19 protein-coding genes are annotated in these 16,900 nt (G+C 67.6%); 10 read left to right on the forward strand and 9 right to left on the reverse strand.

Features of this window, described 5'->3' with window-relative positions; translation table 11 throughout:
* Window positions 1-10: 10 nt before the first annotated feature.
* The 5 genes from H5395_RS04430 to H5395_RS04450 are packed head-to-tail and all read right to left on the reverse strand — an operon-like array spanning window position 11 to window position 2,083.
* Window positions 11-721: a flagellar hook-basal body complex protein gene (locus tag H5395_RS04430; protein WP_182791302.1), complete on the reverse strand. Its 711-nt coding sequence runs from the start codon at window positions 719-721 to the stop codon at window positions 11-13.
* 3 nt (window positions 722-724) lie between these two features.
* Window positions 725-991, reverse strand: a complete 267-nt coding sequence (locus H5395_RS04435) for a flagellar biosynthetic protein FliQ (RefSeq protein WP_182791303.1) — start codon at window positions 989-991, stop codon at window positions 725-727.
* Window positions 991-1,296, reverse strand: coding sequence for a flagellar hook-basal body complex protein FliE (locus H5395_RS04440; RefSeq protein ID WP_182791304.1), 306 nt, complete (start codon window positions 1,294-1,296; stop codon window positions 991-993). The genes H5395_RS04435 and H5395_RS04440 overlap by 1 nt, the downstream gene beginning before the upstream one ends.
* 11 nt (window positions 1,297-1,307) lie before the next feature.
* A complete protein-coding gene (gene flgC, locus H5395_RS04445; RefSeq protein ID WP_182791305.1) occupies window positions 1,308-1,697 on the reverse strand; it encodes a flagellar basal body rod protein FlgC in 390 nt (129 codons plus the stop codon).
* Between the two features lie 2 nt (window positions 1,698-1,699).
* A complete protein-coding gene (locus tag H5395_RS04450) occupies window positions 1,700-2,083 on the reverse strand; it encodes a FlgB family protein (RefSeq protein WP_182791306.1) in 384 nt (127 codons plus the stop codon).
* Between the two features lie 96 nt (window positions 2,084-2,179).
* Here H5395_RS04450 and H5395_RS04455 point away from each other — a divergent pair, with 96 nt between their 5' ends.
* From H5395_RS04455 to H5395_RS04470, 4 genes are all read left to right on the forward strand, one after another.
* Window positions 2,180-3,496, forward strand: a complete 1,317-nt coding sequence (locus H5395_RS04455; protein ID WP_182791307.1) for a FliI/YscN family ATPase — start codon at window positions 2,180-2,182, stop codon at window positions 3,494-3,496.
* 144 nt (window positions 3,497-3,640) lie between these two features.
* Window positions 3,641-4,141, forward strand: a complete 501-nt coding sequence (locus H5395_RS04460; RefSeq protein ID WP_182791308.1) for a YsnF/AvaK domain-containing protein — start codon at window positions 3,641-3,643, stop codon at window positions 4,139-4,141.
* A gap of 18 nt (window positions 4,142-4,159) precedes the next feature.
* Window positions 4,160-5,014 carry a YsnF/AvaK domain-containing protein gene (locus tag H5395_RS18785; RefSeq protein WP_234450880.1) on the forward strand — a complete coding sequence of 285 codons (855 nt, stop codon included), beginning with the start codon at window positions 4,160-4,162 and terminating at the stop codon, window positions 5,012-5,014.
* A 125-nt stretch (window positions 5,015-5,139) separates the two neighbouring features.
* Window positions 5,140-5,916, forward strand: coding sequence for a Crp/Fnr family transcriptional regulator (locus H5395_RS04470; RefSeq protein WP_370576374.1), 777 nt, complete (start codon window positions 5,140-5,142; stop codon window positions 5,914-5,916).
* Window positions 5,917-5,920: 4 nt separating this feature from the next.
* Here the strand turns inward: H5395_RS04470 and H5395_RS04475 are convergent, their stop codons facing one another.
* Window positions 5,921-6,742 (reverse strand): extensin family protein, encoded by an 822-nt coding sequence (locus H5395_RS04475; protein ID WP_182791309.1) that lies wholly within the window; start codon window positions 6,740-6,742, stop codon window positions 5,921-5,923.
* A gap of 2 nt (window positions 6,743-6,744) precedes the next feature.
* Window positions 6,745-8,091, reverse strand: a complete 1,347-nt coding sequence (locus H5395_RS04480; protein WP_182791310.1) for a L,D-transpeptidase — start codon at window positions 8,089-8,091, stop codon at window positions 6,745-6,747.
* Between the two features lie 173 nt (window positions 8,092-8,264).
* Here H5395_RS04480 and H5395_RS04485 point away from each other — a divergent pair, with 173 nt between their 5' ends.
* A complete protein-coding gene (locus H5395_RS04485; RefSeq protein ID WP_182791311.1) occupies window positions 8,265-9,083 on the forward strand; it encodes an oxepin-CoA hydrolase, alternative type in 819 nt (272 codons plus the stop codon).
* Here the strand turns inward: H5395_RS04485 and H5395_RS04490 are convergent.
* Window positions 9,059-9,721, reverse strand: a complete 663-nt coding sequence (locus H5395_RS04490) for a GntR family transcriptional regulator (RefSeq protein WP_182791312.1) — start codon at window positions 9,719-9,721, stop codon at window positions 9,059-9,061. The two genes, H5395_RS04485 and H5395_RS04490, sit on opposite strands and share 25 nt — an antisense overlap.
* A 358-nt stretch (window positions 9,722-10,079) precedes the next feature.
* Between H5395_RS04490 and H5395_RS04495 the strand changes: the two genes are divergently transcribed.
* The 5 genes from H5395_RS04495 to H5395_RS04515 all read left to right on the forward strand — a co-directional run bounded on the left by H5395_RS04495 (window position 10,080) and on the right by H5395_RS04515 (window position 16,163).
* Window positions 10,080-11,294 (forward strand): MFS transporter, encoded by a 1,215-nt coding sequence (locus H5395_RS04495; protein WP_370576375.1) that lies wholly within the window; start codon window positions 10,080-10,082, stop codon window positions 11,292-11,294.
* A gap of 90 nt (window positions 11,295-11,384) precedes the next feature.
* Entirely contained in the window at window positions 11,385-12,788 is a 1,404-nt protein-coding gene (gene puuE / locus H5395_RS04500; RefSeq protein WP_182791313.1) for an allantoinase PuuE, read from the forward strand.
* Between the two features lie 313 nt (window positions 12,789-13,101).
* On the forward strand, window positions 13,102-14,022 hold the full coding sequence (locus H5395_RS04505; protein WP_182791314.1) for a bifunctional allantoicase/(S)-ureidoglycine aminohydrolase: 921 nt from the start codon (window positions 13,102-13,104) through the stop codon (window positions 14,020-14,022).
* Window positions 14,023-14,306: 284 nt separating this feature from the next.
* Complete coding sequence (locus H5395_RS04510) at window positions 14,307-14,951, forward strand: ribonuclease HII (protein WP_182791315.1); 645 nt, start codon at window positions 14,307-14,309, stop codon at window positions 14,949-14,951.
* Window positions 14,952-15,041: 90 nt separating this feature from the next.
* A complete protein-coding gene (locus H5395_RS04515) occupies window positions 15,042-16,163 on the forward strand; it encodes a site-specific DNA-methyltransferase (RefSeq protein WP_182791316.1) in 1,122 nt (373 codons plus the stop codon).
* 441 nt (window positions 16,164-16,604) lie between these two features.
* On the opposite strand, the gene H5395_RS04520 is transcribed toward H5395_RS04515, so the two are convergent.
* Window positions 16,605-16,900 (reverse strand): transposase (locus tag H5395_RS04520; protein ID WP_182791317.1); only part of this gene is annotated, 296 nt, incomplete at its 5' end.

Below are 16,900 nucleotides of genomic sequence, written 5' to 3' on the forward strand. Positions count from 1 at the left end.
TTTCTGGCGGTCAGCGGGTGGTGGCGGCGATGGCGGCGCGGATGCGCTGGTCCTCGCCATCAAGGAAGGACTGGCCCAGTTCGTAGGCGCGCTGGACCTCGATCATGCGGGCGATCTCGAGCACCGGGTTGACGTTGGATTCCTCAAGGAAGCCCTGCCGCACCACGGCCTCGGGCGCGGGCATGGCGCCCTCGGCGGCAAACAGCGTGCCGCCCTCGTGGCGCAGGCGGGTGGGATCGGGCTGGGCGAAGATGCCGACGCGGCCCACGGGCTCGCCGTCGGCCGAGATCGTGCCGTCCGGGCCGACGCCGATGTTGCGGGCGCCGGGGGGCAGGGCGATGGGCGCCTCGCCATCGTCAAGGACGCGGTGGCCGTCGGCATTGACCAGCTCGCCCTCGGCCGAGGCCATGAAGGCGCCCGCGCGGGTCAGCCGGTTCCCCTGCGGGGTCTGGACCATGAAGAACCCCTCGCGTTCCAGCGCGAGGTCGAGCTTGCCGCCGGTCTGCGCCAAAGGCGCGGGCGACAGGTCCACCTCGCGCCCGTGGGCGTTCGCCATCGACAGGGTGCTGCGGCCTCCCAGCGGGGTCATGTGTTCGGAAAACACCACCCCCTCGCGGCGGAAGCCGGTGGTCGAGCTGTTGGCCATGTTGTTGGCGACAGCCCGCATTTCCCGCATCAGCCCGGCCTGCCGGGTCAGGGCGGCGTAGATCGCGTTGTCCATGCCTCAGCCCCCCGCGACCAGGGGCAGGATCTGGTCGGCGAAGAACCCGGCCAGAGTCGAGGTCATGAAGCTCATCGTGACCCAGAAGACCGCGAGCATCAGCCCGACCTTGGGCACGAAGGTCAGCGTCATCTCCTGCACCGAGGTCAGCGCCTGGAACAGCCCGATGACGACGCCCGTGACCAGCGCGACCGCAAGCAGCGGGGCCGACATGCGGACGGCGATCCACAGGGCCTGACGGGTCACGTCGAAGATGAGGTTCTCGTCCATCAGACCGGCATCCTCAGGATTTCCTGGTATGCCTCGACGACCTTGTCGCGGATGGCGACGGCGGTTTCGAGGGCGACCTGCGCCTGGGCGATGGACTGCACCAGCGCCTGAGTGTCGCTGCGGCCCTGCATCGCGCCGATGGCGGTGGTATCGGCGGCTTCCATCACGGCGGCGAAGTCGCGGGCGGCGGCCGTCATTGCGGGGGCAGCGCCGGTGGCCGAAGGAGCGGCGGCGGCGCGGGCCTCGGCATAGGCCGAGGCGACGCGGCTGCCGGTCTGCAGGGCGGCGGTGGTCAGCGAGATCATGGCATCCCCTTTCAGCGACGGATCAGGTCCAGAAGCGACGAGGACATCTGCCGCGCCTGCTCGAACATCTTCAGATTGGCCTCGTAGCTGCGACTGGCTTCGCGCGCGTCGGCGACCTCGATCACCAGGTCCACGTTCGAGCCGAGGTAATAGCCGTCCCCGTCCGCCAGCGGATGGCCGGGGGCATAGACCTGCGGCAGTTCGGCGCGGTCGTGCCGCATCCGCCCGGCCTGCACGGTGCCAGTGTCACGGCCGAAATCGCGTCCCGGCTCGAAGCTGACGAGCTTGCGGCGGTAGCCGGGCGTGTCGGCATTAGCGATGTTTTCCGAGATGTGGCGCAGCCGGACCCCTTGGGCGCGCAAGCCCGAGGCGGCGATGGCCGTGGCGGAAAGTTCGGTCATCGTCAGCCCCTCCGCCCGGTGGCGGTTCGCAGCATCGTCATTCCCGACTGCATCACCGACAGCGACAGGTTGAACTGGCGCGAGGCATCCGCCGCGCGCACCATCTCGTCTTCCAGCGAGACGGTGTTGCCGTTGGGCGAGGGTTCGCCGCCCGCATCCACGGGCGTGCCGCGCCGGCTGCCCCACTGGCCCGCCGCGACATGGTCCGGCCGTGTCGCCCGCAGGCCGATGCCGGGTCCGCGATCCGGGTCGAAGTCGCGCAGGTCGCGGGCGCGGTAGCCCGGCGTGTCGGCGTTGGCGACGTTCATCGCCGTCACGCGATGCCGATTCGCGGCGTGCTGGCCCAACGCCTGCGCCATCCGCATCGTATCGATCCGTGCAAACAAAGTGGGTCCTCCTGAACCGCGATAAACCGGGTCTTAACCACAGAAGGTTTAGAAACCGTTTCGAGCGGAAATTTTGCCTTGGGGGAGAAAGCCGACATGGACCGGATCGAAGCGATCGCATCGCGCATCCGCAGGCTGCGGGTCAGCCGCCATTTCGGCCGCGTCACCGCCATCCGCGCGGGCGTGGTCGAGGCGGGGGGACTGAACCACATCGCCTCGGTCGGCGACCGTGTGGCCCTGCTGGACGGAGTCCTGAGCGGAGAGGTGATCGCGCTGGACCCGCAAGCCGCGCTGATCCTGCCCGAAGGCGCAACCGACGGGCTGTCCATCGGGACGCCGGTCGAACTGCTGTTCCGTCCGGTGATCGCGCCCTGCGACGCATGGATCGGTCGCATCGTCGATCCCTTGGGATGTGCGCTGGACGGCCGTCCGCTGCGCGCGGGGCACGAAGACCGCCGTTTCCGCAGCCCGCCTCCGCCCGCCGCCTCGCGCCGCCGCCTGGGCGAGCGGCTGGACACCGGGCTTGCCGTCTTCGACACGCTGCTGCCGATCGTGAGGGGGCAGCGGATCGGGCTGTTTGCTGGCTCTGGGGTGGGAAAAACCACGCTGCTCTCGGCGCTTGCCCGCGGGGTCACGGCGGATGTCGTGGTGATCGCCATGGTGGGCGAGCGGGGGCGCGAGTTGCGCGAGTTCGTGGAAACGACGCTCGGGCCTCAGGGGATGGCGCGGGCGGTGGTGGTGGCCGCGACCTCGGACCAGTCGCCGCTGATGCGGCGGCGCTGCGCCTGGGCTGCCATGACCGTGGCCGAGCATTTCCGCGATCAGGGCCGCCACGTCCTGTTCCTGGCCGATTCAATTACCCGCTTCGCCGAGGCGCATCGCGAGATCGCGCTCGCCTCGGGCGAGGCGCCCAGCCACCGCGGCTTTCCGCCCTCGACCTCGCAGATGATCATGGCGTTGGCCGAACGGTCCGGGCCGGGGCCGGAGGGCGCGGGCGACATCACCGCGATCTTCAGCGTGCTGGTGGCGGCATCGGACATGGAGGAGCCGGTCGCCGACATCCTGCGCGGCGTGCTGGACGGGCATGTCGTGCTGGACCGCGCCATCGCCGAACGCGGCCGATTTCCGGCGGTGGATGTGCTGCGGTCGGTCTCGCGCTCGCTGCCGCACGCGGCGAGCACGGTCGAGAACGCTTTCATCGCGCGGGCGCGGGCGGCGCTGGGCCTTTATGCGGAATCCGAGCTGATGATAAAGGCCGGGCTTTATGCGGCGGGCAGCGATCCCAGGCTGGACGAGGCGGTGCGGATCAACCCCGCGCTCGACGGCTTCGTGGCGCTGAAATCGGATGATGCGCAGCAGAGTTTCCAACTGCTGGAAGACGCGCTGGCAGGCCGCGCGCCCAGACTGGGGTGACGGACGAAAGGTCAAGTGCGGCCGGGTTCACATGAACGTTTGTTTATCGCGGAAACCGGATTGCCCGCGATCACGTTCTTGGGGAGACCGCGATCAACGGATCGTCGCGTTGAAGATTTGACACGAGCGAGGATCGCGCCCCCGATGACGACACGCCAGGACCGCGATGGAAATACCCTAGACCCCGCGAACCTTCAGGGCCGCGAGGCGGAAACCCGCATTGCCACCGATGATGTCCTGACCATCGTCGAAGAGCAAGCCCGCATTTCCGTCGAACGCCACCAGACGGGCGGCGTCCGCGTCCGCGTCGTCACCGACGAGGAGCCGGTGCTGCACCCGGTCGCGCTTGAATCTGGGCAGGTCGAGGTCACGCGCCACCCCGTCGAGCGCGAGATCGAGGTGATGCCCGACATTCGCAAGGATGGCGATGTCACCATCATCCCCGTTGTCGAGGAACGGGCGGTCGTCGTCACCAAGCTGTTCCTTGTCGAGGAAATCCATATTCGCCGGACCCGCTCGACCGAAATGGTCGATGTTCCGGTGACACTTCGCCGCCAGCGCGCCGTGGTCGAGCCGCTGGACCCCGAGGCGGCCGATCCCGGCCCCGTGACGGGGCAGGGCGGACTTCCCGACCACGATCTGTAAACTTGTGAGGATGTGAAAATGGCTATGGAATCCGTGAACGCCGGTTCGATGCGCAGCTTGTCGGCGATGTTCGACAGCAGTGCCGATGCTGACCGCGCCGTTTCCGCGCTGAAAGCCGCCGGCATCGCCGATGTGGTGCTGACCGGGCAGGAAAACGAAGGTTACGGCACCCGCCAGTATTCGGCCGAGGCCCGCACCGACCGCGGCTTCTTTGAATCGATCGGCGACTTCTTCTTCCCCGAGGAAGACCGCTATGCCTATGCCGAGGGCCTGAACCGCGGCGGCTATCTGGTCACGGTGCGCAACATCCCCGAAAACCAGTATGAAACCGCGCTGGACATTCTGGATAACGAGGGCGCAGTCGATCTGGACGCCCGTGAGGCCGAATGGCGGACCGAGGGCTGGACCGGCTACGGCGCCGGAGAGGTCGCGGCCGCAGGCTATGCCGGCGAGCGCAGCGCCGGCATGGACGCGAACCTGAACGCCGAGGGCAAGATCGACGTCGTCGAAGAACAGGTGACCGTCGGCAAGCGTCAGACCGAGGGCGGCCGCGTGCGCGTACGCTCCTATGTGGTCGAGACGCCGGTCGAGCAGGATGTCGAGCTTCGCAGCGAGCGTGTCCATGTCGAACGCCGCCCCGTGGACCGTCCTGCCGACAGCGCCGACTTCCAGGAACGCAGCATCGAGGCGAGCGAATATGCCGAATCCGCGGTCGTCCAGAAGGAAGCCCGCGTCGTCGAGGAGATCGGGCTGAGCAAGGACGTCGAATCGCACACCGAGACCGTGCGCGACACCGTCCGCAAGACCGAGGTCGAGATCGAGGACGAGCGCGGCCAGGTGGTGGACCGCAACAGCGACCTCGACCGTCGCTGAACCTTCATCCCGCATGGCAATGAAGGGGGCGGCACTGCCGCCCCTTTTCCGCCGAGTTTTCAGCTTGCGCCGCGCGGCGCCATATTCTTTTGTTAAGGCGGCATTTCCCGGGATTGCATCTGGCCGTGCCCCCCGACAATCAACCGCTGGAATATGCGGCGGTGTGGAAGATGGCGCTCAGCGAATATTTTATCCGTTACCTTCAGCTTCGCGACGAGTTGAGCGCGCGTGACCTGACCAAGCTGCGCTCGATCCCGACCAGGACCCGCAGCTTCGACAACGGCCAGACGATCATCGCCGCGGGCGAAGAGCCGGACGAAAGCTGCCTTGTGCTGCGCGGGATGGCGGGACGGCTGCATGTCCTGCCCGGACGCGCCGGCCAGCGCGTCATCAGCGCGCTGCATGTCCCCGGCGACTTCATGGACCTGCACGGCTTCGTGCTGTCGAAGGTCGAGGAAAGCATCCTGGCCTTCGGCACGACCGAGGTCGAGTTCGTCGATCACGCCCATCTGGACGACGTGACGAAGAATCACCCGCATCTGACGCGGCTTCTGTGGATGACCACCGCCATCGACGCGGCCATCCATCGCCAATGGCTCGTCGCCGCGAATGCGCTGCGATCCAGCGCGCATCTGGCCCATCTTCTGTGCGAGATCTACACCCGCCTTGCCGCCGTGGGCGCGGCCTGCAACCACCGGATGACGCTGCCCCTGCTGCAGCGCGAACTGGCGAGCATCCTCGGCTATTCCTCGATCCACATCAACCGGGCGGTCCGCGACCTGCGCGACCGCAAGCTGCTGCGCTGGTCGGGGACCGAGGTCGAGCTGCTGGACTGGCCGGAGCTGGTGCGGCTGGCGCGCTTCGATCCGGGCTATCTCGACCTGGAACGCAAGCGGCGCTGACAGCTCACTGACACAGCCGAAAGCCGCCCTGCCGGGCCTTGATGTCCAGGTGCAGGTGGTCGTCATGGGCAGCGTTGCTGCCCGGTCCCAGCACCGTGGTGAAGTAAAGGCAGGCCGAGCCCTGCACCGCGTTCTGGAACGCCGCGGCCAGGTCGCCGCGATCCGCGGTCGGGGCGATCTCGACCCGCGAGCCGTCGTCGAAGCCGAAGCCCGCGATGTCGATGGCATTGCCCAGCGCATGTTCCGAGATCCGCCCCCCGGTCGAGCCACCGACGACGCCCCGGCAGGCATAGCCGGGCCCTGTGATGACCGAGGTCAGGCGCGGGCTGCCCGGCAGCCGGCTTGCGGCGGGAACGACCATCTCGCGCAGCCACAGGGCAAGGGCGCGGGCCGTGTCGCAGCGCAGGACCGGGCTGCCCTCGACCGTGATGCCGGGCTGGATGGCGCGCAGCTCGACCGGGCGGGCGATGCCGCAATCGCGCTGGTCCGGGTCAGTGAGGGGCGGGACCTCGGCATGATCTACCCCAAGCATGACAAGTCCCAGCCGGCAGGCTGCATGGTCGAAATCCGATTCGCGCAGGGTCTCGAATGCCGCAGGCCGGGGGGTGCCAAGAGGGATGACAGGCTGGTCGTAGGCTTCGGGCGGGATCAGGGCGCCCGAGGATGGCGGGGCCTTGTCATCCGCAGGCACCAGCGCCGGGGTTTCGGGCCTCGGGATGGGCGGGACTGCCAACGGGGGCAGCGCGCCTGATCCCGCGTCCTGCGCCATTCCCGGTTGCGCGAGGGCGGCGGCAAGCGTCAACGACAGCAATGCCCGCCGCCCCATCCTCAGTTCACCCCCGAAGCCACGGCGCCCGCCGGAGCCGTATAGGGCTGCGGGTCCAGCGCCCCGTTTGTCGCCCCGCTCAGCGCCGAGGCGAGCGGGTCCGTTCCCTGCACCGCCATGGGCGCGGCCGCTGCCGCCACGGCCGCCTCGACCGCCACGGCCAGCGGGGTATCGGCGGCAGGGGCGCCGCCGGGCAGCACTCGCCGGGGAATGGGACGGCTGGCCGTGACCATGGCCGGGGCGGATGCCGCCGCGTCCTGCACGGCTGCGGCAATCGTGGTGCCCGCCGCATCGGGCAGGACCGCCGGTTCGACCGCGGGGGTCACATCCGCGATGGTCACGCCGGGCGGCAGGAAGTCCACCACCGTCTGCCCCGGCACCACCATCTTCGCCAGTTCCTGCGCGTCCCAGTTGGTCAGCCGCACGCAGCCGTTGCTCTGGTTGACGAAAAGCTGGGACGGATTGGGTGTGCCGTGGATGCCGTAGGTGGGCTTCGACAGGTCGATCCAGACATTGCCGACCGGGGCGTTCGGTCCCGGCGGGATCCGCAGCACCTTGTCGTTCTCGCCCTGCTTGAAGTTGATGCTGGGGTTGTAGGTATAGTCAGGGTTCATCACCGCTGCCTCGACCAGATGCGTCCCCTGCGGCGAAGGCGTGGCCGACGAGCCGACCGTCGCCGGGTAATCCGCGACCATCCGCCCGCCCGCGTCATAGGCCGCGACCCGCCGGCGTTCGGCGTCCACGATGACGCGCAGGGCGGTGGCGCGGATCGGCTTGGCGGGCACAGTGACGTTGATTGTCTCGCCCGGCGCGAAGCTGGCGCCGGGGTTCAACTGCGCCAGGAACTTCTCGTCCATGTGGAACCGCTCAGCCAGCTTCTCCAGCACCGAGGTATAGCCCATCGACGGCATCTGCGCCTTTTCGGCGTAGTCGGTCGGGATGCGGTCCACCAGCCCCTCGGCATCCGCGGGGGTGATGGTGTAGGTCGAGGTCAGGGGCGAGACCGCGTTCCGCTGCAGCAGCGCCCAGACCTGCGGGTCCAGAACGCCGTCCTGCGGCAGGCCGTGCATCCGTTCGAACGCCCGCACCGCGCTTTCGCTCATGCCGCCGCGAAAGCCGTCCACGATCCCCGGCGACACGCCCGAGCGGTCCAGAAGGATCTGCATCTTGGCCGTCAGCGCCGACTGGCCGGGCGGCAGGTCGCCCCGTCCAGGGTAGGTGGCCGCCTCGATGTCGGCCAGGGCGATGTCGGCGCGCTTGCTCTGCGCCGCCGCGGGCAGGGCGGTGGACAGCATCAGCATCGCGGCGGTCAGCATCGGCAGCAGGCGCAGGGCGGTGGGACGGGACATCCGGCAATGGCTCCTTGAAATCAGATGCTCACCACTCGCAGCAGCGGGCGGCTCTGCCAAGCCCGCGCGGGTCAATATTGGTTGACCGTGGCGGCCCGAGGCGGCGTGACCTCGCGTCGGGCTTGCGGGGGCGCGTGCCCCGCGCCTAGCCTGCCGCAGCAACGGAGGAACGGATGCCGCAAGAGAACTGCCGGATCGAGGATCGGGGCACCCATCTGGTCGTCGTCAACGACAATCCGCAGCGGCGCAATGCGCTGACCGCCGGCTTCTACAGCGGCTTGCGCGAGGCGCTGGCGCAGGCCGCGGCCGAGCCGCGCATCGCCGCCGTGATTGTCACCGGGGCCGAGGGGTTCTTCTGCGCGGGCGGCGACCTGACGGTGCTGATGACCGCACCGCAGATGACCCATGCCCAGCGCCAGGCCGCGATCGAGGACCTGCAGTCGCTGGTCCGCGCCATGATCGACTGCCCGCGCCCGGTGATCGCGGCGGTAGAAGGGGGCGCGGCAGGGGCGGGCATTTCGCTGGCGCTGGCCTGCGACCTGGTGGTGGCGGGGCGGGACGCGCGCTTCACCGCCTCTTATGTGAATGCGGGGCTGATCCCTGACGGAGGGCTTTCCGGCAGCCTGACGGCGGCGCTGCCGCCCGCGCTTGCCGCCGAGATTTGCCTGCTGGGGCAGCCGATCGGGGCCGAGCGGATGGCGGCCCTGGGCGCGATCAACGCGGCAGTGGAACCGGGCACGGCTCTGGCGGCGGCCGAGGAGATCGCGGTCCGGCTGGCGCAGGGACCGGCCGGGGCGCAGGCGGCGATCAAGGCGCTGCTGACCGGCGCAAGGGCCGCGCTGATGGAGGCGCAACTTGATGCCGAGGTCGAGCCGATGGCCCTTGCCCTGGGCTCGGCCGAGGCGGCCGAGGGGATGGCCGCCTTTCTGGGCAAGCGGGCAGCGGGCTTTGCCGCCCTGCGCCGGGGTCAGGACAGTGTCGGGTCGAACTGAAAGCCCGGCACGAAGCTGTGGCGCGCCAGGCTGACCGGCTTTGACCCGATCCACAGCACGGTTTCATTGACCAGCACCGGCGCGTCGGGCTGACAATCGAGCAGCCCGTCCGCCTCGACCTCGGCCGCGCGATGGGCCGAGACGGTGCGCTCGATCAGCGTGATCGTGACATTGAGCGCGATCCATTCATTGGCGCTGGTGGTCGTCAACACCTCCTCGGTCAGACCGGGCAGGGCGAGCATGTCGGTCCACCGCCGCTCGGCGCAGATAAGGGTGTCGTCCGCACACAGCAGCGCGCAATATTCCCGCAGGTCGGCGGCATCGCTCTGGAACAGCCGCTCGCGAATGGGAGTGGGAACGGGGCGGTCCACCCGGCCCAGAAAGTGCAGGTTGAACTTGTGGCCGCGCCCTTCCACCATGTCGCGGATCACCGGCAGCTTGGCGCGCTGGCTTGCCGGATCAAGCCCCAGCACGACGCGGGTGCCGACGCGGCGGCGCCGTTCCAGCACGCCCCGTTCCGCCAGCGAGGTCAGCGCGCGGTTGACCGTGGCCCTTGCGCTGCCGAACTCGGCCGCGAACTGATGTTCGGTGGGGATGAGCGAACCGGGCGGATAGATCCCGTGGGTGATTCTATCCATAATCACCCCGCGAATGCCCGCCCAGGTGACCGTCCGTCCACCTGCCGGGGATGACCCTGTGGGACGCGCGGAATGACGTCGAAGATTTGTCATAATATTCCGATCCTTGCGGGCAAGACTATAGACTAAACTTCAGCACCGGGGAAAGCTGCCCTTAAAGATAATCAACTTTCGCAAGGGAAAGTTTAAGCCAAGCTGACGTTGCGTCAATCTGCGACGGGTTTGTATTGACAAATTATTGCTTTTCTTCATTCCGCTTTGGTCGGGGCTGTCTCTTGACAGTTCCCGGACGTTCCTGACGACCTTCCGTAAAAGGCTGGAAATCCGGCGTCGCCGATCGGCGGAAAGGATCACGGGTGTGACAACAAGCGACATCTCGCCGCCCCGGCCCGCGGCGCGGGTTTCGACGGGTCCGGCCTGGCCCGTGCTGATCGCGATCAGCCTGTGCCACATGGTCAACGACATCCTGCAGTCGCTGCTGTCGGCCATCTACCCACTGCTCAAGGCCGAGTTCGCGCTGAGCTATGCCCAGATCGGGCTGATGACCTTTGCCTTCCAGGTCACGGCTTCGCTGCTGCAGCCGGTGGTGGGGATGGTCACGGACCGACACCCGATGCCGCGGTCCCTGGCGGTGGGGATGCTGTGCAGCTTTGCAGGCGTGCTGACGCTGGCGCAGGCGGGCAGCTATCCGGTGCTGCTGACGGGGGCGATGCTGATCGGGCTGGGGTCGTCGATCTTCCATCCGGAAAGCTCGCGGGTGGCGCGGACGGCCTCGGGCGGGCGATTCGGGACGGCGCAGTCGCTGTTCCAGCTTGGCGGGAACGGCGGGCAGGCGTTGGGGCCGCTGCTGGCCGCCTTCCTTGTGGTGCCGCTGGGCCGCCCGGTGCTGGGCTGGCTGGCACTGATCGCGCTGGGCGGCGCGGGGGTGTTGTGGCAGGTCGGGCGCTGGGCCGAGGGCCGGCGCAAGGCCGGGGCGCTGCGCGTGGCCGCGGGGCCAGTCCTGCCCGTCCGCCGCATCGCCATGGCCATCGGGGTGCTGGCGGTGCTGTCGATGACCAAGGCCTTCTACATGGCCAGCCTGACCAGCTACTACACCTTCTTCCTGATCGAGAAATTCGGGATGACCGCGCAAGCCTCGCAGGTGATGCTGTTCCTGCTGCTGTTCGGCTCGGCCGCGGGCGTCATGCTGGGGGGCATCGTCGGGGACAAGGTCGGCGCCCGCAAGGTGATCTGGTTCTCGATCCTCGGCGTGCTGCCCTTTTCGCTGCTGCTGCCGCATGTCGGGCTGGGCACGACCGCCGTGCTGACGGTGCTGGTGGGCGCGATCATCGCCTCGGCCGCGCCCGCCATCGTGGTCTTCGCGCAGGAGCTGGTGCCGGGGCGGACGGGCCTGATCGCCGGGCTGTTCTTCGGCTTTGCCTTTGGCATGGGCGGGATCGCGGCGGCGGTGCTGGGGGCGGTCGCGGACGCCCAAGGGATCGGCTTCGTCTTCAACCTCTGCTCGGTGCTGCCGGTGCTGGGACTGCTGACGGCCCTGCTGCCGCGCGAACGCGAGCTTGTCCCGGCAACCTAAGTTGCCGCCTACCGGAAATCCGCGCGGGTCCGCTGGACAAGCGGGCCGCGGCGCATGACCCTGCCCGGCGCAGGAACAACGGGGTGAGAGATGCGCTACAGCCGCGACATGCGAGGTTACGGGGCCGAGGCGCCCGATCCGAAATGGCCGGGCGGGGCGCGGATCGCTGTGCAGATCGTCGTCAACTACGAGGAAGGCGGGGAGAACTCGATCGAGCATGGCGACGCGGCGTCCGAAGCCTTCCTGTCCGAAATCACCGGCGCCCAGCCCTGGCCGGGCCAGCGCCATTGGAACATGGAGTCGATCTACGACTATGGCGCGCGGTCCGGGTTCTGGCGGCTTTACCGGATGCTCGAAGGCATCCCGGTCACCTGCTACGGGGTGGCGACCGCCCTGGCCCGCAGCCCCGAACAGACCCGCGCCATGATCGACGCCGGGTGGGAGATGGCGACCCACGGACTGAAATGGATCGACTACAAGGACGTGCCCCGAGAGATCGAGGCCGAGCACATCGCCCGCGCCGTCGAGCTGCACAGCCAGGTCACGGGTTCGCGACCACTGGGCTTCTACCAGGGCCGGGCCTCGATGAACACGGTTGCGCTGGGCTGCGAGGAAGGCGGGTTCGAGTATCTGGCCGATTCCTACGCCGATGAATTGCCTTACTGGCACGTCCACCAAGGCCGCCCGCAACTGGTTGTTCCCTATACGCTCGACGCCAACGACATGCGCTTCGTCAACGGCGGCTTCACCAATGGCGAGGAGTTCTTCCTGTATCTGCGCGACGCCTTCGACTGCCTTTACCGTGAAGGGGGCAAGGGCAGGGCGCGGATGCTGTCCATCGGCCTGCACTGCCGCCTGGCCGGGCGGCCGGGCCGGGCCGAGGGCGTGAGGCGCTTCCTCGACCACGCCCGCGCGCATGAGGGCGTGTGGTTCGCGACCCGGCTGGACATCGCCCGCCACTGGGCGGCGGCGCATCCCTTAGTGGCAAGGGAACGGCCCTCGCAGATGGACCGCGCTGGGTTCATCGAACGCTTCGGCTCGATCTACGAGCATTCGCCCTGGGTCGCCGAGCGGACGTGGGACACCGAGATGGGTCCGGCCCATGACAGCGCGGCCGGGCTTGCCGCCGCCATGGCGCGGCAGTTCCGCGCAGCCTCGGATGACGAGCGGCTTGCCGTGCTGCGTGCCCACCCCGACCTTGCCGGCAAGCTGGCCGCGGCGAAGCGCCTGACGGCGGATTCCACCGCCGAGCAGGCGAGCGCCGGTCTGGATGCCCTGACCGATGCCGAACGGGCCGAGTTCACCCGCCTCAACGAGACCTATGTCGCCCGCCACGGCTTCCCCTTCATCATCGCGGTCCGCGACCACGACAAGCCGGGGATCATGGCGGCGATGGCACGGCGAGCGGACAACGACTCGGCCACCGAGCGGGCCGAGGCCGAGCGCCAGGTCATCCGCATCGCCGAGCTGCGGCTGAAGGCGCTGCTGGGCTAGGCCGGGCCGCTGGCCGGACGCAGTCCTTGCGGCGCGGCCGGAATGGGTATTTGGGCCAGAAAGAAGCGCGCACCGGATGCACCCGGCATGCTGCCAATGCCCGAGCTTGAGGACATGGAGGGGCAGGGAGCACCCTGTATCCTTGCAGGGAAACCATCACGGTGCGGGCGCTGTGCCACTACCAAGGAACAACTTGCCTGCGAGGGTTGCCGGCGAGCAGGCTGCGAGGGCGGGCACCACCACATCTTAGGAATGCTTGCGGCCCCTCTGCCTGTCGGGGAAAGTCGCGAAATGACCAGCAAGGACAGTGACGATGATCGACGAGACGACCCCCACCGGCAATCCCGCCCAGATCCCCGGAGAAGGCGAGGCAGCGCTCCCTCCGCCACGAGGCAGCTATGCCGGGCCGGTGGCGGGCCTGCCGCCGCAAACGGGGCTGACGACCGACACCGCCGTCTTCACCGACGCCTATGCGGTGATCCCCCGCAGCGTCATGCGCGACATCGTCACCAGCTTCCTGCCCGGCTGGACGGGGATGCGGATGTGGATGCTGGCGCGGCCGATGTCGGGATTCGCCGAAACCTTCAGCCAGTATGTCGTCGAACTGGCCGAGGGCGGCGGCAGCGACACCCCCGAGGACGACCCCGAGGTGCAATCCGCCATCTTCGTCACCGGCGGCGATCTCGACATCACCATCGGCGAGGCGACCCACCGCCTGCGCCCCGGCAACTTCGCCTATGTCCCGCCCCGTATGCACTGGTCGATCCACAACGCCACGCCCGGCAACGCGGGCTTTCACTGGTTCCGCAAGCGCTGGCAGCCTGCCGCAGGCATCATTCCCCCCGGCCCGATCGTCGCGCATGAGCATGACATCGCGCCCTCGCCCATGCCCGACACCGAGGGCGCCTGGGCCACCACCCGCTTCATGGACCCCGCCGACCTGCGCCACGACATGCACATCACCGTTGTGACCTTCCAGCCGGGCGGCTCGATCCCCTTCGCGGAAACCCATGTCATGGAACACGGGCTGTTCGTGCTGGAAGGCAAGGCCGTCTATCGCCTGAACCGCGACTGGGTAGAGGTCGGGCCCGGCGACTTCATGTGGCTGCGCGCCTTCTGCCCGCAGGCCTGCTATGCGGGCGGGCCGGGACGCTTCCGCTACCTGCTCTACAAGGACGTGAACCGCCATGCGCCGCTGTGGTTCGGCACACACGGGTCGGGGCGGGCAGGGTAGGCACTTTCGGCATCGCGGGGCACGGGGGCTGTCCGCCTCTCCTCGGGCTTCGCCTCTGACTCACCGAACACAGTCCACCGGACCCATCCGTCGGGGAAACAGCCGTGAAGACGGCTGTTTCCTGCTCCGCCTCCTGTACGGGCCTTCGCCAGTCTCGATGGCATTTTTCACCAGAAAAAAGACCCATGAGCTTCTTTCTGGCCCAAATACCCATGCGACCGTGACCCGGGCGCTTCCGCTTCCATGGGCTGGCCGCATGGCGTGGACAGGGCTAGAAAGCGATCATGAAATCGCCACAGCTACGCCCCTCGTTTCGCCATGAACGTGCCTACATGGCCGATGGCGCGCGCCTGATCTGCGGCGTCGATGAGGTCGGGCGCGGGCCGCTGGCCGGGCCGGTCACGGCCGCGGCGGTGATCCTGCCCCGCAAGGGCATCCCGCGGGGGCTGGACGATTCCAAGAAGCTGTCGCCCGCGAAGCGCGCGAGCCTCGCCGTCCAGATCAAGGACTGCGCCGACTGGGCCGTGGGTCACGCCAGCGTCGAGGAGATCGCGCAGCTCAACATCTTTCATGCCAGCCACCTCGCCATGTGCCGCGCCGTGGCCGGGCTGCGCCAGCGCCCCTGCATCGTGCTGGTGGACGGCAACCGCATCCCGCCGGGCCTGAACCACCCGGCCCGTGCCATCACCGGGGGCGATGCGCTCAGCCTGTCGATCGCCGCCGCGTCCATCGTGGCCAAGGTGGAACGCGACCGGATCATGGTGGAGCTGGCGCAGCAGCATCCCGGCTATGGCTGGGAAAAGAACATGGGCTACCCGACCGAAATCCATCGAAAGGCCCTGGCCAAACTGGGTCCGACCCCGATTCATAGAATCGGCTTCCCCTCCATCCACAAGATGTTGTGTCCCGAATCAGGAATAACCGGCTGATTCAGAAAAGGAATTGACGCCGAATCACCTTTGACTCATGTTGGGGCCAACAACATGAGCGGCCGCAGCGCCGCCGGTCAGAGGGCAGCAATGACGACGATAAAGGCAACGCGCAAACCCGCGCGCAACAAACCCTTGGCCCTGAACATGATCCTTGCCGGTGACTGCATCGAGGTGATGAACGGCCTGCCCGAAGCCTCGGTGGACCTGATCTTTGCCGACCCGCCCTACAACCTGCAGCTTCGGGGCGAGTTGCACCGCCCCGACAACAGCCGTGTCGATGCGGTGGACGACGCCTGGGACCAGTTCGGCAGCTTTGCCGCCTATGACCGCTTCACCCACGACTGGCTGGCCGCCGCCCGCCGGCTGCTCAAGCCCAATGGCGCGATCTGGGTGATTGGCAGCTATCACAACATCTTCCGCGTCGGCGCCGAGCTGCAGAACCAAGGCTTCTGGATTCTGAACGACGTGATCTGGCGCAAGTCGAACCCGATGCCAAACTTTCGTGGCAAGCGGCTGACCAACGCGCATGAGACGCTCATCTGGGCCTCGAAGACGGAAGGGGCGAAATACACCTTCAATTACGAGGCGCTGAAAAGCCTCAACGAAGGCATCCAGATGCGGTCCGACTGGACGCTGCCGATCTGCACCGGGGGCGAGCGGCTGAAGGACGAGGGCGGCGCCAAGGCCCATCCGACGCAGAAGCCCGAAAGCCTGCTGCACCGGGTGCTGGTCGGCACGACCAATCCTGGCGACGTTGTGCTGGACCCCTTCTTCGGCACCGGCACCACCGGCGCGGTCGCCAAGATGCTGGGCCGCGACTGGATCGGGATCGAGCGCGAAGCCGCCTACCGCGAGGTCGCGGGACGCCGCCTGTCCCGCGTCCGCCGCCTTGATGCGGCCTCGCTGGCCACTACCACCAGCAAGCGCGCCGAGCCGCGCGTCCCCTTCGGCCAGGTGGTGGAACGGGGGATGCTGCGGCCGGGCGAGGAACTGGTGTCGCTGGGCGGCCGCCACACGGCGCGGGTGCGCGCGGACGGGTCCGTGATCGGGCGCGATGTCAGGGGTTCGATCCACCAAGTCGGTGCCACGCTGGAAGGCGCTCCGTCCTGCAACGGCTGGACCTACTGGCATTTCCGCCGCGATGGGAAGATGATACCGATCGACATCCTTCGCCAGCAGATTCGAGCCGAGATGGCCGATCACGCCTGACGCAGGTTCGCCGGTGTCTCGGGCCGCAGGGTTTCCTTCGGCTACAGGACGAACTTGCCCCGTCGAGGTGACTCGGCGGGGTTTTTTCTTTGAGAGCAGCGCAAGAGCAGACATCTACGAGAATATCGTAATTGGCAGCTTTCTGTTTGCTTGGGCAGCCGGATGGGCACCAAGAGGGAATTTCTGCCTTCCTCTGTCAATCTGCTTCAGCAAACGCCAGCGGACAAGCCTCTGGGTAATGTCCTGCTTGGCAACGCGCATAGAGCGCTTTTTGATCTAACTTGAACGCTTGGGCAACGAAGAGGGCAAGCGTATAGAGATCGGAAAGGTCAAAAAATAAAGCGTGATATTGATGGCAAGCAGGAAATGAGACGCATTTTTCGGAGGTGCATTGGTATGCGGAATCCGAAGGTTGAAAACCCGAATTTGCACTTAGAGCATCTAACAAAACCTTCTGATCTGGTTGATGCAGATGAGGGCGCAGCCGAGGATTACGAAGGCCTCGTGAATGTCGGCGCGTCGCTCATAGCGGATAGTCAGACGGCGGAAGCGGTTGAGCCAGGCAAGCGTTCGTTCGACGACCCAGCGGTGGCAGCCCAACCTCTCGCTGCTGTCCACTGTCCGCCGAGCAATGCGGGGCATGATCGCGCGGGCGCGGCATTCGGACCGGCAACGATGGTTATCGTAAGCCTTGTCGGCGTGGAGCTTGTCGGGGCGCTTGCGCGGGCGGCCGCGAC

Source organism: Paracoccus sp. MC1854 (assembly GCF_014164635.1).
Classification (GTDB): Bacteria; Pseudomonadota; Alphaproteobacteria; order Rhodobacterales; family Rhodobacteraceae; genus Paracoccus.

Coding starts and splice junctions, on each gene's coding strand:
- H5395_RS04430 (WP_182791302.1), bottom strand. CDS start 721: ATGGACAACGCGATCTACGCCGCCCTGACCCGGCAGGCCGGGCTGATG.
- H5395_RS04435 (WP_182791303.1), bottom strand. CDS start 991: ATGGACGAGAACCTCATCTTCGACGTGACCCGTCAGGCCCTGTGGATC.
- H5395_RS04440 (WP_182791304.1), bottom strand. CDS start 1,296: ATGATCTCGCTGACCACCGCCGCCCTGCAGACCGGCAGCCGCGTCGCC.
- flgC (WP_182791305.1), bottom strand. CDS start 1,697: ATGACCGAACTTTCCGCCACGGCCATCGCCGCCTCGGGCTTGCGCGCC.
- H5395_RS04455 (WP_182791307.1), top strand. CDS start 2,180: ATGGACCGGATCGAAGCGATCGCATCGCGCATCCGCAGGCTGCGGGTC.
- H5395_RS04460 (WP_182791308.1), top strand. CDS start 3,641: ATGACGACACGCCAGGACCGCGATGGAAATACCCTAGACCCCGCGAAC.
- H5395_RS18785 (WP_234450880.1), top strand. CDS start 4,160: ATGGCTATGGAATCCGTGAACGCCGGTTCGATGCGCAGCTTGTCGGCG.
- H5395_RS04475 (WP_182791309.1), bottom strand. CDS start 6,742: ATGGGGCGGCGGGCATTGCTGTCGTTGACGCTTGCCGCCGCCCTCGCG.
- H5395_RS04480 (WP_182791310.1), bottom strand. CDS start 8,091: ATGTCCCGTCCCACCGCCCTGCGCCTGCTGCCGATGCTGACCGCCGCG.
- H5395_RS04485 (WP_182791311.1), top strand. CDS start 8,265: ATGCCGCAAGAGAACTGCCGGATCGAGGATCGGGGCACCCATCTGGTC.
- H5395_RS04490 (WP_182791312.1), bottom strand. CDS start 9,721: ATGGATAGAATCACCCACGGGATCTATCCGCCCGGTTCGCTCATCCCC.
- puuE (WP_182791313.1), top strand. CDS start 11,385: ATGCGCTACAGCCGCGACATGCGAGGTTACGGGGCCGAGGCGCCCGAT.
- H5395_RS04505 (WP_182791314.1), top strand. CDS start 13,102: ATGATCGACGAGACGACCCCCACCGGCAATCCCGCCCAGATCCCCGGA.
- H5395_RS04510 (WP_182791315.1), top strand. CDS start 14,307: ATGAAATCGCCACAGCTACGCCCCTCGTTTCGCCATGAACGTGCCTAC.
- H5395_RS04515 (WP_182791316.1), top strand. CDS start 15,042: ATGACGACGATAAAGGCAACGCGCAAACCCGCGCGCAACAAACCCTTG.